18 protein-coding genes are annotated in these 14,036 nt (G+C 69.0%); 12 read left to right on the top strand and 6 right to left on the bottom strand.

The window, feature by feature from the left end; genetic code table 11:
- Window positions 1–59: 59 nt before the first annotated feature.
- Together QOZ81_RS13680 and QOZ81_RS13675 are read left to right on the top strand one after the other, a co-directional pair.
- Complete coding sequence (locus tag QOZ81_RS13680) at window positions 60–1,736, top strand: ammonium transporter (protein ID WP_291205246.1); 1,677 nt, start codon at window positions 60–62, stop codon at window positions 1,734–1,736.
- A gap of 38 nt (window positions 1,737–1,774) precedes the next feature.
- Window positions 1,775–2,128 (top strand): P-II family nitrogen regulator, encoded by a 354-nt coding sequence (locus QOZ81_RS13675; protein WP_291205249.1) that lies wholly within the window; start codon window positions 1,775–1,777, stop codon window positions 2,126–2,128.
- Between the two features lie 89 nt (window positions 2,129–2,217).
- Here the strand turns inward: QOZ81_RS13675 and QOZ81_RS13670 are convergent, their stop codons facing one another.
- Window positions 2,218–2,907 carry a haloacid dehalogenase type II gene (locus tag QOZ81_RS13670; protein ID WP_291205252.1) on the bottom strand — a complete coding sequence of 230 codons (690 nt, stop codon included), beginning with the start codon at window positions 2,905–2,907 and terminating at the stop codon, window positions 2,218–2,220.
- A 114-nt stretch (window positions 2,908–3,021) separates the two neighbouring features.
- Between QOZ81_RS13670 and QOZ81_RS13665 the strand changes: the two genes are divergently transcribed.
- Entirely contained in the window at window positions 3,022–3,189 is a 168-nt protein-coding gene (locus QOZ81_RS13665; RefSeq protein WP_291205255.1) for a Trm112 family protein, read from the top strand.
- Window positions 3,186–4,190, top strand: coding sequence for a D-glycero-beta-D-manno-heptose-7-phosphate kinase (gene rfaE1 / locus QOZ81_RS13660; protein ID WP_291205258.1), 1,005 nt, complete (start codon window positions 3,186–3,188; stop codon window positions 4,188–4,190). The genes QOZ81_RS13665 and rfaE1 overlap by 4 nt, the downstream gene beginning before the upstream one ends.
- Here the strand turns inward: rfaE1 and QOZ81_RS13655 are convergent.
- Complete coding sequence (locus tag QOZ81_RS13655) at window positions 4,187–4,756, bottom strand: hypothetical protein (protein ID WP_291205262.1); 570 nt, start codon at window positions 4,754–4,756, stop codon at window positions 4,187–4,189. The two genes, rfaE1 and QOZ81_RS13655, sit on opposite strands and share 4 nt — an antisense overlap.
- A 1-nt stretch (window position 4,757) precedes the next feature.
- Entirely contained in the window at window positions 4,758–5,834 is a 1,077-nt protein-coding gene (locus tag QOZ81_RS13650; RefSeq protein ID WP_291205265.1) for a zinc-ribbon domain-containing protein, read from the bottom strand.
- Between the two features lie 88 nt (window positions 5,835–5,922).
- On the opposite strand from QOZ81_RS13650, the gene tmk reads away from it, so the two are divergent.
- The 6 genes from tmk to QOZ81_RS13620 all read left to right on the top strand — a co-directional run bounded on the left by tmk (window position 5,923) and on the right by QOZ81_RS13620 (window position 10,005).
- Window positions 5,923–6,588 carry a dTMP kinase gene (gene tmk / locus QOZ81_RS13645; protein WP_291205268.1) on the top strand — a complete coding sequence of 222 codons (666 nt, stop codon included), beginning with the start codon at window positions 5,923–5,925 and terminating at the stop codon, window positions 6,586–6,588.
- Complete coding sequence (locus QOZ81_RS13640) at window positions 6,588–7,598, top strand: hypothetical protein (protein ID WP_291205271.1); 1,011 nt, start codon at window positions 6,588–6,590, stop codon at window positions 7,596–7,598. The genes tmk and QOZ81_RS13640 overlap by 1 nt, the downstream gene beginning before the upstream one ends.
- Window positions 7,599–7,662: 64 nt before the next feature.
- On the top strand, window positions 7,663–7,905 hold the full coding sequence (locus QOZ81_RS13635; protein ID WP_291205274.1) for a DUF2492 family protein: 243 nt from the start codon (window positions 7,663–7,665) through the stop codon (window positions 7,903–7,905).
- 82 nt (window positions 7,906–7,987) lie between these two features.
- A complete protein-coding gene (locus QOZ81_RS13630) occupies window positions 7,988–9,193 on the top strand; it encodes a hypothetical protein (RefSeq protein ID WP_291205277.1) in 1,206 nt (401 codons plus the stop codon).
- A 55-nt stretch (window positions 9,194–9,248) separates the two neighbouring features.
- Window positions 9,249–9,653 (top strand): methylmalonyl-CoA epimerase, encoded by a 405-nt coding sequence (gene mce / locus QOZ81_RS13625; protein ID WP_291205280.1) that lies wholly within the window; start codon window positions 9,249–9,251, stop codon window positions 9,651–9,653.
- 88 nt (window positions 9,654–9,741) lie between these two features.
- Entirely contained in the window at window positions 9,742–10,005 is a 264-nt protein-coding gene (locus tag QOZ81_RS13620; RefSeq protein ID WP_291205283.1) for a hypothetical protein, read from the top strand.
- Window positions 10,006–10,101: 96 nt separating this feature from the next.
- Here the strand turns inward: QOZ81_RS13620 and QOZ81_RS13615 are convergent, their stop codons facing one another.
- Window positions 10,102–11,031 carry a prepilin peptidase gene (locus tag QOZ81_RS13615; protein ID WP_291205286.1) on the bottom strand — a complete coding sequence of 310 codons (930 nt, stop codon included), beginning with the start codon at window positions 11,029–11,031 and terminating at the stop codon, window positions 10,102–10,104.
- A gap of 67 nt (window positions 11,032–11,098) precedes the next feature.
- Between QOZ81_RS13615 and QOZ81_RS13610 the strand changes: the two genes are divergently transcribed.
- Window positions 11,099–11,734 (top strand): peptidylprolyl isomerase, encoded by a 636-nt coding sequence (locus QOZ81_RS13610; protein WP_291205289.1) that lies wholly within the window; start codon window positions 11,099–11,101, stop codon window positions 11,732–11,734.
- Window positions 11,735–11,738: 4 nt separating this feature from the next.
- Window positions 11,739–12,485 carry a lysophospholipid acyltransferase family protein gene (locus tag QOZ81_RS13605; protein WP_291205292.1) on the top strand — a complete coding sequence of 249 codons (747 nt, stop codon included), beginning with the start codon at window positions 11,739–11,741 and terminating at the stop codon, window positions 12,483–12,485.
- Here QOZ81_RS13605 and QOZ81_RS13600 read toward each other — a convergent pair.
- Both QOZ81_RS13600 and QOZ81_RS13595 read right to left on the bottom strand, forming a co-directional pair.
- The gene (locus QOZ81_RS13600; RefSeq protein WP_291205295.1) at window positions 12,469–12,870 is read right to left on the bottom strand and encodes a phage holin family protein; all 402 of its coding nucleotides are present in this window, start codon (window positions 12,868–12,870) and stop codon (window positions 12,469–12,471) included. The genes QOZ81_RS13605 and QOZ81_RS13600 overlap by 17 nt on opposite strands.
- On the bottom strand, window positions 12,867–13,763 hold the full coding sequence (locus tag QOZ81_RS13595) for a serine O-acetyltransferase (protein ID WP_300714857.1): 897 nt from the start codon (window positions 13,761–13,763) through the stop codon (window positions 12,867–12,869). Before QOZ81_RS13595 ends, QOZ81_RS13600 begins: the two co-directional genes overlap by 4 nt.
- Window positions 13,764–14,036 lie beyond the last annotated feature (273 nt).

Below are 14,036 nucleotides of genomic sequence, written 5' to 3'. Positions count from 1 at the left end.
GTTGGCGGAGTGCAGAACCTTAGTACCCGAACAGCGACCCATTTTCCAAGGAGCACCCCATGGCACGGATCAGGCACAGGGAGGAGTCCCTCCCCCTGAAGGACAAGCTCGCCAGACTCGCGGTCCGCATGCAGGATCCCGAGTGGCGCCGCTACGGCTTCACGCTGGCCTTCGGCAAGGTCCTTGGACTTGCCGTGGTCCTGGGGATCATGGTCCTCCTTCCGGCCCTGACGGGCGGGCATGCCACCAGGGTGGACACGCCGATGGCGGTCCTCATCCAGGCCACCCCGGAAGCGGCTCCGGCTCCGCCCGCCGCGGTGCCGGCCCCCGCTCCCGCCCCGGCTCCGCCCGTGGTGGCCGCCAAGGACATCGTCAACCCGCTGAACACGGTCTGGACGCTGCTCGCGGCCTTCCTCGTCTTCGCCATGCAGGTGGGTTTCGTCATGCTCGAGGCCGGCTTCTGCCGCTCGCGGGAGACGGTGAACGTGCTGGTGGAGTGCGTCTTCGACACCTGCCTCTGCGGCATCCTCTTCTGGGCCATCGGCTACGCCTTCATGTTCAGCGAGGGCAACGGCTTCATCGGCTACCACTGGTTCTTCCTCAAGGGCGCCCCGGCCACCTTCGGCACCACCGGCGTGGCCATCCTGGCCCACTGGATCTTCCAGTTCGCGTTTGCCGACACCTGCTCGACCATCACCTCCGGCGCCATGATCGGCCGCACCGATTTCATCGGTGACATCCTCTACAGCTTCGCCGTTTCCGGCTTCATCTATCCCATCATCGGCCACTGGGCCTGGGGCCCCGATGGCTTCCTGGCCACCATGGGCGCGGCGGGCAAGTTCCTGCCCTCCCTGGGCATGAACTTCCATGATTTCGCGGGCTCGACCGTGGTGCACACCATCGGTGGCGCCGTGGCCCTGGCCGGCGCCGTGGTCCTGGGCCCCCGGCTCGGCCGCAAGTTCAAGAGGGATGGCGGCGGCCCCATGACGCCCCATGACCTCACCATCGCGGTGTGCGGCGGCCTCCTGCTCTGGTTCGGCTGGTACGGCTTCAACCCTGGCAGCACCTTGTCGGCCATGGACTTCGAAGGCATCGGCCGGGTCTCCGCCAATACCACCCTTGCGGCCTGTGCCGCGGGCCTGACCGCCGTGTTCTACATCTATGCCCGCACCGGCAAGTGGGACCCGGGTTCCATCACCAACGGGTTCCTGGCGGGCCTGGTGGCGATCACCTGCCCCTGCTACTGGGTGAGCCCCTTCGGCTCGGTCATGATCGGGGCCATCGCCGGCGTCATCGTCATCCTGGGCGTCGACCTGCTGGAATACCTCCGCATCGACGACCCCATCGGCGCCGTGCCGGTGCACATGATCAACGGCATCTGGGGCACCCTCTCCCTTGGCCTCTTCGCCAGCGGTGAGTTCGCCGCCGCCGGCAGCGATCCCGTCGCCCCCGACCTGTCCAGCAAGCTCACGGGCCTCTTCTACGGCGGCGGCTCCAAGGTCCTGATCGCCCAGGCCATCGGCAGCGGCATCACGCTGGCCGCCACCCTGGCGGTGTCCTTCGCGGTGTTCTATGCCCTGGACGCCATGGGACGGCTCCGGCTGTCGGAGGAAGGCGAGCACGATGGCCTGGACATCCACGAGCACGGCATCTCGGCCTATCCCGAGTACGTGATCTCGGCCCTGGCCTCTCCCGCGGGCGCGCCCCTGAGGGTCCCGGTCTCCGGGAAGAAGTGAGCGGCCTCCCCCATGTCACGTCGTCATAGGAGTCACCCATGAAAATGATCATCGCCATCATCCGCCCGGACAAGTTCGAAGCGGTGCAGGCCGCCCTGGTGGCCAAGGACATCTACCTGATGACCGTGTCCGACGTCCGCGGCTGCGGCACCCAGAAGGGCTACGCGGAACAGTTCCGGGGCAACAAGATCGGGCTCGTCCGGCTGCTCCCCAAGGTCAAGCTCGAGATCGCGGTCAACGAGGAGTTCGTCAAGCCCGCGGTGGAGGCCATCATGTCGGCCGCCAAGTCCGAGCCCAGCCACCTGGGCGATGGCAAGGTCTTCGTCCTGAACCTGGAGGACTGCTACCGGGTCCGCACGGGCGAAACCGGGGGTGCGGCCATCGGGCCCTGAGGCCCGGCCAGCTGGGGTTGTCAGCTCCGCGGGCGCCCTCCAGGGTGGCAATGGCCCTTGCCAGTGTCTCCCCGGGGGGTTCGCCCCGTTCAGTACCCAATCGCCCCGGGCAACCCGGAAAGGTCCCGCAGTTCGCCGTCCGGGGCTGCGGGAAGGCGTTCCGGCATCTGGCCGGTGCGGTTGCACCAGAGGACCTTCATGCCGCAGGCCTTGGCGGACCAGGCATCCCAGCCGTTGGCAGAGAGGAAGCAGAGCTGCCCCATCGGCAGGTTCAGCCGCTGTGAGGCGAGGTGGTACACGCGCGGATGCGGCTTGAACACGCCGACTTCCTCCACCGAGAGAAGGGCCTCGAACCGGGATCCGAGGCCGGCATTCGCCACCGCTGCGGCGAGCATCGCCGGCGTCCCGTTGGAGAGGATGGCGAGGCGCACACCCTTGGCCTGGAGGCCTGCCAGCGTGGCGGGCACCTCTGAGTAGGCGGAGATGCGAAGGTAGAGGTCCATGAGGCGCTGGTGCAGCCCCGGGTCGGCCAGACCCAGGCTGGCCATGGCAAAGGACAGGGCCTCCCCGGTGACCTGCCAGAAGTCGGCGTGCTGGCCCGACAGGCCTCTCAGCCAGGTGTACTGGAGCTGCTTGCCGCGCCAGAGGTCCGAGAGGGCCTGCCAGCGGTCGCCCAGTTCCTCCTGCGCACCGCGGGCCACGCTGCCGACGTCGAACAGGGTGCCGTAGGCGTCGAAGACGCAGGCCGAGATGTCCTGAAGGAGGGGGGTGGCGGGCATGACTGGCCTCCTTTCCGGGATCGGTTCGTCACATCGCGTGGGAGCAGGCGCCCAGCATACTGCCCTTCCCGGGTGCCGCTCACTCCCCTGGATCGATTCCGCTAAGCTAGCCCCATGCCCGTCGATCCCCGCCTCCTCGAGATCCTCTGCTGCCCGGCCTGTCATGGCGACCTGGCGGAAGTGGCGGATGGCCTGCACTGCCAGGCGTGCGGGCTGCTCTATCCCATCGAGGACGGCATCCCCGTGATGCTGGTCGATGCGGCGAAGAAGGTGGGCAAGTGAGACTGGACCGCGCCCAGGCCGAGTCCCTGCTCCAGCGCATGGAGGGCCGCAAGGTGGCCGTGCTGGGCGACGTGATGCTGGACGAGTACCTGTTCGGGGAGGTGAACCGCATCTCGCCCGAGGCGCCGGTGCCCGTGGTGCGGGTGCTGCGGGAGCGGGCGGTGCTGGGCGGCGCGGCCAACGTGGCCGCCAACCTCAAGGCCCTCGGGACGGAACCGCTGCTCATCGGGACGCTGCAGAAGGACGGGGCGGGGGACCGGGTGCTGGGCCTGCTGACGGGCCTGGGCGTGTCCATCTCGGGGCTGGTGCTGGATACCTCCCGTCCCACCATCATCAAGACCCGGGTCATCGGGCAGCAGCAGCAGATGCTCCGCATCGACCGGGAGGATCCGGGCCTGCCCGACGCCGCGGTGCTCCTGGGGCTGAAGGACCGCCTGGAGCGGGCGCTGGGTTCGGCGTCGGCGCTGATCGTCTCTGACTACGCCAAGGGCACCATCAACGAACCGGTGATGGACGTGGTCCGGGCCCAGTGCGCCGCGCGCGACATCCCCTGGATCGTGGATCCCAAGCCGGCCCACAAGGCCCTCTACCGGGGCGCGACCCTGATGACGCCCAACACCAAGGAAACCTCGGAGCTGACCGCGCGCGATGCGAGGTCGGACATGGAGGTGACCATCGCGGGCCGGGCCCTCATGGCCGAGCTGGACCTGAAGGGCCTGCTGGTGACCCGCAGCGAGCGGGGCATGGCCCTGTTCGCACCCGATGCGGAGCATGCGGCGCCCTGGATGATCCCCACGGAGGCCCGCGAGGTCTTCGACGTGAGCGGGGCCGGCGACACGGTCATCGCTGCCTTCAGCGCCGCCATCGCCGCCGGCGCCGATTGGCGCGAAGCCGCCATGCTCGCCAACGCCGCCGCCGGCGTGGTGGTGGCCAAGGTGGGCACCGCCACCGTCACGCCGAGCGAGCTCCTCGGCCACTACCACGAGCAGGAAGCGAACTAATTCCGCAGTTCGATGGCCAGGAAGAACTTGTCGCCGGAGGCCAGGCGTTCCTTCACCTGGGTGAAGTTCAGGTCGAAGGTCTCGGTCTCGCCGGGCTTGATGGTGCCGACCTTGGTGCCGCCGGAGGCCACGCCGATCAGGCGGCCCTCCTTGTCCAGCACGGCCACGGCGAAGCCCGGCACCTTCGGGTACTTCCCGGTGTTCGTGACCTCGACCTGGGCCCGCGTGCCGAACTCCGCACCCTTCAGGAGGCTGAAGAACCCGGGCTGCATGACGCGCTTGTTGAAGAAGATGCTGCTGACCTTCAGCCCGTCCAGGTTGACCGTCAGGGGGATGATGCGATCCCAGGCGAAGGGGAAGGTCTCGGCATAGAAGGACAGCGGGGCCGCGGAGGCGGTGGCGGCCGGCGCCGCCTGTGTGGTCTTGGGTGCCGGTGCCGGGGCCGGGGCTGGGGGCGGAGGTGCGGGGGCAGGAGCCTGGGCCGGAGCTTCCGCGGCCGGAGGCGGGATCTGGAGCGGGGGCTCCTGGGCCAGGCCCAGGGCGACGATGAGGCACAGCATCTGCATGTCAGCTCTTTCCGAACAGGCCGCCGAAGAGGCTCTTCTTGGAGGAGGAATCCCCGATGCCGGAATCCAGGCTGGGGGCGCCGCTGCTCCGTTCGCGGCGGAGGCGCTCGAAGACCGGCCGCAGGCCCGGCACCTTGTGGGCCTCCAGCCAGTTCTCGCTGTGCTGCCGGGCCACGAGGTGGTTCTCGAGGATGCGGCCCTCCTCCACCCAGGCCATCAGCTGGGGCATGGTGAGCCCGCCATAGATGTCCTCGCCGATCTTCAGGCGCAGCAGCTCGGCGCCCGTGTCGGGGGATTCAGGGAGGGGGGCGAAGGAGCGCGGCACGGGCGCCGTGGCGGCGGGGTCCCGGTACGGTGCCGGCGTCGTGGCCAGGTCCGAGGCGCGCAGCGCCACCGTGGATTCCGCCGGCGCCGAGGCGGCGGCGATGATGGCCTGCATGTCCTCCTGGCTCAGACGCATGGTCGAGCTGGACGGACCGGCCAGGTCCTCTTCCGTCAGTCCTGCGGCGGTGGGGCTGTCGCCGAGGGTTTCCGTGCCCGCGGAAGGCGGGTTGGCGGGTGTGGGGCCGAGCGTGGTGTCCAGGGCGGACAGGGCGGCTTCCATGTCCATGGCGTGGGGATCCTGGCCCACCTTCAGGCTGCTGGCGGTGGGGGCGTTGCCGAACAGCTTCTCGATGGCATCCCGGGCGGAGGTGTAGCCGGACAGGGTGGTCTCGGTGATCTCGGGCGGGAAGGTGGAGGCGGGTTCGGCCTTGGCCTCGGGCAGCGATTCAGGCACTGCCACCAGCGTCTTCTCCAGGATCTCCTCGTCCGCCACGTCCAGGTCGCCGAGGGTGAGGGAGGGGGGCAGTGCCTCGGCGGGCGGCGGTTCGTCCAGGTGGACCGACTCGATGACTTCGGGCATGGGCTCGGCCGCGACCGGCTCGACGGGAAGGGCCAGCAGCCGCTGGACCACGTCCCCCACGGGGAACACGCCGCCGCAGGAGAGGCATTTTGCCCGGCGGATGACCGGCTTCAGCCGCTCGGGGCGAAGGCGGTAGCGGGTGGTGCAGCTCGGGCAATGGATCGCTTCGGCCACCGGTCACTCCTGGCGTTTCGAGCAGGATAGCACCGAGCCAGGGTTTGGCGTCCAGCCGGGCCGGGTATCCTCGAACCACGGAGGCATCGTGCAGGGCGTGTTCATCACCATCGAGGGCGTGGAGGGGGCCGGCAAGTCCACCCAGCTGCTCCACCTGTCGGAGCGCCTGCGCCGTCTGGGCCTGCCCCTGGTGGTGACGAAGGAGCCCGGTGGCACGGCCCTGGGCCGGGAGATCCGGCGCCTCCTGCTCGAGCGCCACGGCAGCGGGGAGACCTGGTGCGCGGAGGCCGAGCTGTTGCTGTTCTACGCGGACCGGGCCCAGCACCTGGAGACCGTGATCCGCCCCGCGCTGGCGGCCGGGAAGGTCGTCCTGGTGGACCGTTTCGAGGATTCCACCCGCGCCTACCAGGGGGCCAGCGGCGTGGCGGAGTCATCCCTGGACCGGCTCAACGAGCTGGTGCTGCGGGGGCTCAAGCCCCACCTCACCGTGATGCTGGACATGGATCCCGAGACGTCCCTGCAGCGGGTCGAGGTCCGCAACCTGTCGCTGGGGGCCGAGTTCGCCGAGACGCGCTTCGACGAGGCCGAGCTGGACTTCCACCGGCGCGTGCGGAACCGGTTCCTCGCCATCGCCCAGAACCATCCCAACCGCGTGGCCCTGATCCCGGCGCGGGATCCGGTGGATCAGGTGGAGGCCGCCATCTGGCTGCGGGTGGCCCCCCTGCTGCGCAACGCCGGTTTCGGAGTCGATTGATGTACTCGCCCGACATCGCCGGCCACCAGGCCATTCGCGAGCGCCTGCTCCAGCGGCTGCAGGGAGGGCGCATTCGCGGCTCGCTGCTCTTCACGGGCCCCGAGGGCATCGGCAAGCGCCGCGTGGCGCTGGAGCTGGCCCAGCGCGAGCTCTGCCTCCGGCGCAGCGCCTGTGGGCAATGCGAGGGATGCAGGATGTTCCAGGGGGACGACCTGCCCTTCGAGCTGCCGAACCTGCTGCGCATCGTGCCGGAGGGCAAGGCGGGCGTCATCCGCATCGACCAGATCCGCGAGGGCCTGGATTCCAACAACCAGCCCCGGTTCAGCCGCGGGGTCATCGAGTGGGCCGCCCTGGCCCCGGCCATGGGCTGCCACCGCTGGATCCTGGTGGAGGAGGCGCACCGCCTCAACGAGTCCAGCGGCAACATCCTGCTCAAGACCCTGGAGGAACCGCCCCAGGACACCCACTTCATCCTGGTCACCCACCGTCCCGAGGCGCTCCTGCAGACCATCCGCAGCCGCTGCGAGCGCATCCCTTTCGCGCCCCTGGCCCCCCGGGAGGCCTGGGCGGTGGCCCAGCGGAACGGCTGGCTGGAGGCGGACCACGACCGCTGGCTGGCCCTGGGGGAGGGCAGCCTGAGGCACCTGGACGAGGCGGCCTTCCGTCGCGCCGAGGCCCAGGTGGAGGCCTGGCTCGCCCTGATGGCCGGTCGCTCCTTCGGCGAGGCGTCCGAGTCCCTGTTGCCGGAGAAGGAATCCGCCCTGGCCCAGGGCGAGCAGCTGCGCCAGCCCCTGGAGCTGCTGCTGCGCCTGCTGGCCGACCTGGCCCGGATCCGCGCCGGGGAGACCCCGGCCCTGGCGCCCTGGCGGGAGGAGCTGGCAGCCCTGGCGACGCCCGAACGGAACCTGAAGGCGCCCCAGGAGGCCGCCCTCCAGGCCCTGCGCCACCTGCCCCGGAACCTCAGCCCCGAGCCGCTGATCCGGGAAGTGGCGCTCGCTCTGGTGTCGTGACCGGGATCACCGGCCCGGACGCTAGAATGGGTTTAGGAGCCTCGACTCCTGAACGGGAGAGCCCATGTCCGAACCCCTCTACGGCCACGACCTGCTGAGCCTGCTGGTGGAGAAGGGCGGGACCTGCCCGCTGGAGGACCTCCGTGCCGCCTCCGAAGCGGTCCACGGCAAGGCCGCCATCTACTGCAACTGCCACGGCGACAGCTTCGACTTCGACGGCGTCATCGCCTTCCTGGGCAGCAAGGGCAAGATCCAGGTGGCCGGAGGCCGCGTGAGCCTGGGCATGGCACCCGCCTGCCAGCACTGAGTTGGGCCTTCCATTCAGGACGGCGGCAAGGGCCATTCTGGAAGGATGGGATAGGATCTCCAGGACTCCCCACCAGGGACCCATGACCACCGACTCCGACTCCCAGCGCGCAAGCCACGCATCCAGGCCCCGCATGATCCGGCTGGGCGCGGGGTTCCTGGCCCTGAACCTGTTCGTCGTGATCATGGCGGCGGTCTCCGCTCGCAACAGCCTGCGGAACCACCAGGACCGCGCCATCGCCACGGCCCAGAACCTGAGCCTGGTGCTGGACCACTATGTGGCCGACACCCTCGGCAAGGCGGACCTGGCCGTGTCGGCGGTGAAGGACGAGGTCGAGCGCCGCCTGGCCGACCCGAAGGCCAACACCCCGGACCTGGACGCCTTCATCCAGCGCCAGCATGCACGGGTGCCGAGCCTGCTGGCCCTCCGCGCCGCCAACGCCGAAGGCGTGATCGATCACGGCAGCGGCCAGGAGGCGAAGACCCGGGTCAGTTCGGCGGACCGGGAGCATTTCATCAGGCTTCGGGACGATCCTGCCGCGGGGGTGGTGGTCTCGAAACCCCTGGTGGGCAGGCTCACGGGGAGCTGGGTCGTCATCGTCGCCCGCCGCCTGGAGCACCCGGACCATCGTTTTGCCGGGATGGCCATCGGGGTGATCGCCCTGGGAGATCTCCAGAAGGCCTTCTCGGCCCTGGACGTGGGACCCCGCGGCTCCGTGGCCCTTCGCGACCTGGAGCTCGGCCTGGTGGCCCGGCATCCCGAGCCTGTGCCTGCGGGAACCGCCGTGGGTTCGCAAGTCGTCTCCCAGGAGTTCCGTGCCTTCACCCAGTCCGGCAGCCAGGCCGGGACCTTCCGGGCGCTTACGCCCTTCGACCATGTCCAGCGAACGTTCTCCGTGCGCAAGGTTCAGGGCTGGCCCTACTACCTGGTGGTGGGGCTGGCCGAGCAGGACTACCTGAAGGGCTGGTGGCGCGAGGTCTACCAGGAATTCGGCGAAGTGGCGCTGTTCCTCTGCCTGACCCTGGTGGTCTTCCTGTTGCTGCGCCGAACCTGGCTGCGCCAGCAGGCGGCCCAGGAGCGCCTGGAGCGCCTGCTCGCGGAGGTGAAGACCCTCGGCGGCATGCTCCCCATCTGCAGCCACTGCAAGAAGATCAGGGACGACAAGGGCTACTGGAACCAGATCGAGGCCTACCTGAACGAGCACACCGAGGCCGAGTTCACCCACGGCATCTGCCCCGATTGCGCGAAGGAAGTCTTCCCTCGCAGCGGCAAGCACACGACGCTGTAGGGCGGAGGTTGATCGTCCGGAGTCCGGCCTGAATACAATGCTCCTGGGAGGCTCCATGCAGCTGCTCCGCATCAACCACCTGGGCATCGCGGCCGCGGGCCTGGACGAGGCCATGGCGCGCATGGCGCGGCTCTTCGACATGGCGGCGGACCACACCGAGGAAGTGGTCGAGCAGAAGGTGAAGACGGCCTTCTTCCCCGTGGGGCAGAGCACCCTGGAGTACCTGGAGAGCACCGACCCCGAAGGCCCCATCGGCAAGTTCCTGGCGAAGCGCGGCCCTGGCATCCACCACGTCTGCTTCGAGGTGGATGACATCGACGCCGCCGTGGCCCAGTTGCTGGCCAAGGGCGTGCGCATGATCGACCAGTCCCCCCGGAACGGTGCCCACGGCTGCCGCGTGGCCTTCATCCACCCGGCCGAAACCGGCGGGGTGCTGATGGAGCTGAGTCAGGGGGGCTGAAGGATTGCCTCACGACCCGAGGTTTGTTTGACACGGATTGGATCTGCCAGACCATCTCACCAGCAACCCCAAACCCAAGGAGTCGAACATGAGAGGCAAAGCCATCGTCCTGCTGGTCGTCGCGGGTTTGACCATTCCCGCGTTTGGATCACCCGCTCAAAAGAAGGAAGAGAAGCCCAAAGAAACCAAGACCATCGGAACGGATAAAAAGACCGGAGGCGAGGCCCCTGGCGACAAAGAAAAAATGGAGAACATCCAGAACAAGACCAAGGAACTGAAAGAGAAATCCAAGGCCGAGGCAAAGGAGCGGACAGAGAAAGCCAAGGCGGAGAAGGCCAAAAAGAACCCCTGAAGATCACGGTCAACAGGTTGGGGGCCTGCCATTGAGTTGGAGTGGAGACTGCTGGTTTTCGCGCCACCAGTCCGGTTGGTACCTCTCACTGCTCCGTCAGCCCACCCATCCCAGATACCCCAGCCACAGCGCCCGCCCGAAGAACACCACGATGGGCGTGGCCAGGGCCAGGAAGCAGCCGAAGGGCAGCATGGTTTGGCCCGAGACGGCCTGGTCGGAGTTGCGGCGCAGGAGCATGAGGGGCAGGCCCACGGCGGCGCCCAGGCCTGCGCCGAGGAAAAGGATGCCCAGCATGGGGGCCCAGCCCCAGAAGGCGCCCAGCCAGGCCAGCATCTTGAAGTCGCCCATGCCCAGGCCGTCGGTCTTGCGGATCCACTTGTAGAGCTGGTTCATGAGGGCAGGGACGCCGTAGCCCACGGCCAGGCCGATGAGGCTGGCCTGCCAGGTGACCGCCGGCTCGAAGCCAGACCAGGCGGGAGCCGGCTGCAGGCCGTTGTGGAAGGCCAGGGCCTGGATGAGGTTCCCGCTGCCCGTCCAGATCTTCACGAGGGCCTCGGGCCGCAGGACCTGGGGCAGGGTGAGGAGCACGCCCAGGGCCATGAGCGGGAACTGCAGCACGTCCGGCAGCATCATCTCGGTGAAGTCCGTGAAGAACAGGACGATCAGCGCGAAGCCGCAGACGAGGCCCTTGAACCAGATCAGCGTGCCGAAAGGGAAGAGCCAGGGCGAGGCGGCGAACAGCAACCCGGCCAGCAGCTCCACCAGCGGGTAGCGCACGGGGATCTTCCAGCCGCAGGCGGCGCACTTGCCGCGCAGCCACAGCCAGCCGAGGAGGGGCACGTTGTGCCAGGGCTTGATCTTGGCCTTGCAGCCGGGGCAGTGGCTGGCCTTGGTGACCACGTTCCGGTCGGCGGGCTCCTCCTGGGGCAGGCGGTGGATCAGCACGTTGCCGAAGGAGCCCAGCACCAGGCCGAAGGGGGCCAGCAGCAGGGAGAGCAGCCAGGGCGGGAGGTCGATGAAGGACATGCGTCCACGATAGCGGGGACTTCCCGGCGATTCGCGGCAGAATGAAGTGTCCTCTCCAGGAGTCCCCGTGATCCGATCCGCCCTCGTCGCCTTGGCCCTGCCCCTCATCAGTCTGGCCCTGCCGCTGGCCGCCCAGGCCCCCGCCCCCCAGTCCACCCCGGCCCCTGCGCCCGCCCCTGCGGCCAAGCCCCGGGTGCAGCTGCTCACCAGCTATGGCCCCATCGTGGTGGAGCTGGAACCGGAGCTGGCTCCGAAGACCGTGGCGAACTTCCTGCAGTACGTGCAGGATGGCTTCTACAAGGGCACCATCTTCCACCGCGTCATCGACGGCTTCATGATCCAGGGCGGCGGCATGCTGGACACGCTCCAGGAGAAGCCCACCCGGGACCCGATCCTCAACGAGGTGGGCTCGACCTTCAAGGCCGGTCTGAAGAACAGCCGGGGCACCATCGCCATGGCCCGCACGGCGAACCCCCACAGCGCCTCGTCCCAGTTCTACATCAACCTCGTGGACAACCCCAGCCTGGACCCCCACGGCTTCAGCGAGGAGGGCTTCGGCTACTGTGCCTTCGGCCGCGTGGTATCCGGCATGGAGGCCGTGGACAAGATCGCCAAGGTGCGCACCGAGTGGCGCCGGGGCATGGGCGACATCCCGCAGTTCCCGGTGTATCTCAAGGACGCGGTCCTGCTGCCGCCGCAGTAGGATCATGACCGGCCGTCCCATCTTGCGCCCCCTGCTCGTCTGGGCCGCCGGTTCCCTGGCTTTGGCGCTCGCGGTGGTGCTCTGTTTCCTGCTGGCACCCCTCCTGGGGGGGGCGGGCGCGTTCTGGGCGGTGGCCCCGCGGTACATCCGGGCCACGGCCTGGGCCTTCGGCATCCGCCGGGAGCTGGAAGGCTGGGAGGATCTGCCGGCGGCGATCCGGGAGGGGGCGCAACCGGTCATCTTCGCGGGCAACCATGCCTCGCTCCTCGACCCGCCCCTGGTCATCTCCACGCTGCCCGGAAGGCCCCTCTTCATCGCCAAGCGGGAGCTGGCCCGGGTGCCCTTCCTGGGCTGGGTGATCTGGCTGGCGGACTTCATCTTCATCGACCGCAGCCGCCGGGAGACGGCCGTGGAGAGCCTGCGGACCGCGGCCCGGCGCATCCGCGGCGGCCAGTCCATCGCCGCCTTCCCCGAAGGCACGCGCAGTCCCGATGGGTGCCTGCTGCCTTTCAAGAAGGGGGTCTTCGCACTGGCTTGTGAGACGGGGGTGCCCGTGGTCCCCTTCGCCATCCGGGGCGGCGTGGACATCCTGCCCAAGGGCTCCTGGCGCGTGCGGGCCGGCACCTACCGGATCAGGGTGGGCCAGCCCCTGCAGCCGCAGGGCTTTCCCAGCCCCGAGGCGCTCCTGCAGGCCACGGAAACCGCGGTGCGCGAGCTTCTGGGGGAGGCCAGGGTCAGTTCACGACCTTGATGGAAGGCGCTGGCCCCTGGGGGCGCTGCCGGTCCTTGGGGATGAAGATGGCGCCGAGGACGGAGGCGACGACACTGGACACCAGGGCGCCGAAGAAGCCCGCCCAGAAGCCACTCACGGTGAAGGTCAGGCCCAGCTTCGCAGACAGTGCCCCGGCCAGCCAGAAGACCAGGCCGTTGATGACGAGGCTGAAGCAGCCGAAGGAGCAGGCCATGGGCACCAGGGCGATGAGCTTCAGGAAGCTGCCCACCGTGGTGTTCAGGGCCGCCAGGATCACGGCCACGATGAGCAGGTCGAGGAAGGAGCCATGGCCCAGGCCCTTGACGACGGAACAGGCCACCAGCAGGCCGATGGCCGAGAAGACGAAGCGCAGCAGCACGCTCATGACGGCATCCCGTCCTTTTCGTTGGCCTGGGTGATGACGCTACCGGGGGGCACGCTGCGCGTGAGCCACACGTTGCCGCCGATGGCCGAACCCTTGCCGAGGGTGATGCGGCCCAGCACGGTGGCATTGGAGTAGACGATGACGTCGTCCTCCACCACCGGGTGGCGCGGGACGCCCTTGACGGGGTGGCCCTCGGCATCCAGGGGGAAGCTCTTGGCGCCCAGGGTCACGCCCTGGTAGATGCGCACGTTGCGGCCGATGACGCAGGTCTCGCCGATGACCACGCCCGTGCCGTGGTCGATGAAGAAGCGCTCGCCGATCTGGGCGCCGGGGTGGATGTCGATGCCGGTGAGGCTGTGGGCGTGCTCGGTGATCATGCGGGGTAGCAGGGGCACGCCCAGCTTCAGCAGCTCGTGGGCCAGGCGCTGGCTGGCCACTGCCAGCAGGCCGGGGTAGGAGAAGAGCACCTCCTCGGGGCTGGTGGCCGCGGGATCGCCCTCGAAGCCCGCCTGGATGTCCGTGGCCAGCAGGTGGCGCACCTGGGGTAGCCGGGCGAGGAAGGCCTGGGCCAGCTCCACGGAGCGGCCCCGGCACTCGGTGCAGGCTGGATCCGAGGCCATGAGGCCCCGCTGGATCTGGTCCGACAGACCGTGCAGCACGCGGTCCATGCGGGCACCCAGGTGGTAGCGGAGGGTCTCGGCCGTGAGCTCGGAGGCGCCGAAGTAGCCCGGGAAGAGCAGCGCCCGCAGGTCCTCCACCAGGGCTGCCACGGCCGTGCGGGAGGGGAACTCCCGGCGGCCCAGGGGCATCTCGGTGAGGGCCGTGGAGGCTTCGGCCAGGGCTTCGACCACGGCGTGGAGATCGGGCTTGGGCGCGGCGGGGGGTTTCTTCATGCGAATGAGGATACTCCGGGTTTAGAGTGCCTAACAAAACCCCGACGAGGCCGCGATGAAGTCAGGCAGGATGCACCGCAAGGAAGGGCCCGCAGGGCAACGTGGTTCGTTGTTCAAGGGGCCTGACGCCGCGGGGCGCCTGCCTGGCTTCATCCCTCCGGGCGAGGGCCGGCGGGCGTCGCGATGCCGCGTCACGCTCGTCGCGCGTAGTACCCGCTACGCGTCTCCTCGCCTTCCTTGCCTCGCTCGCCCGGCGACCCTCGCGCGACCCCG

The sequence above is a fragment of the Geothrix sp. genome (assembly GCF_030219325.1).
Lineage (GTDB): Bacteria > Acidobacteriota > Holophagae > Holophagales > Holophagaceae > Geothrix.
This window is presented reverse-complemented; position numbering and strand designations above follow the sequence as displayed.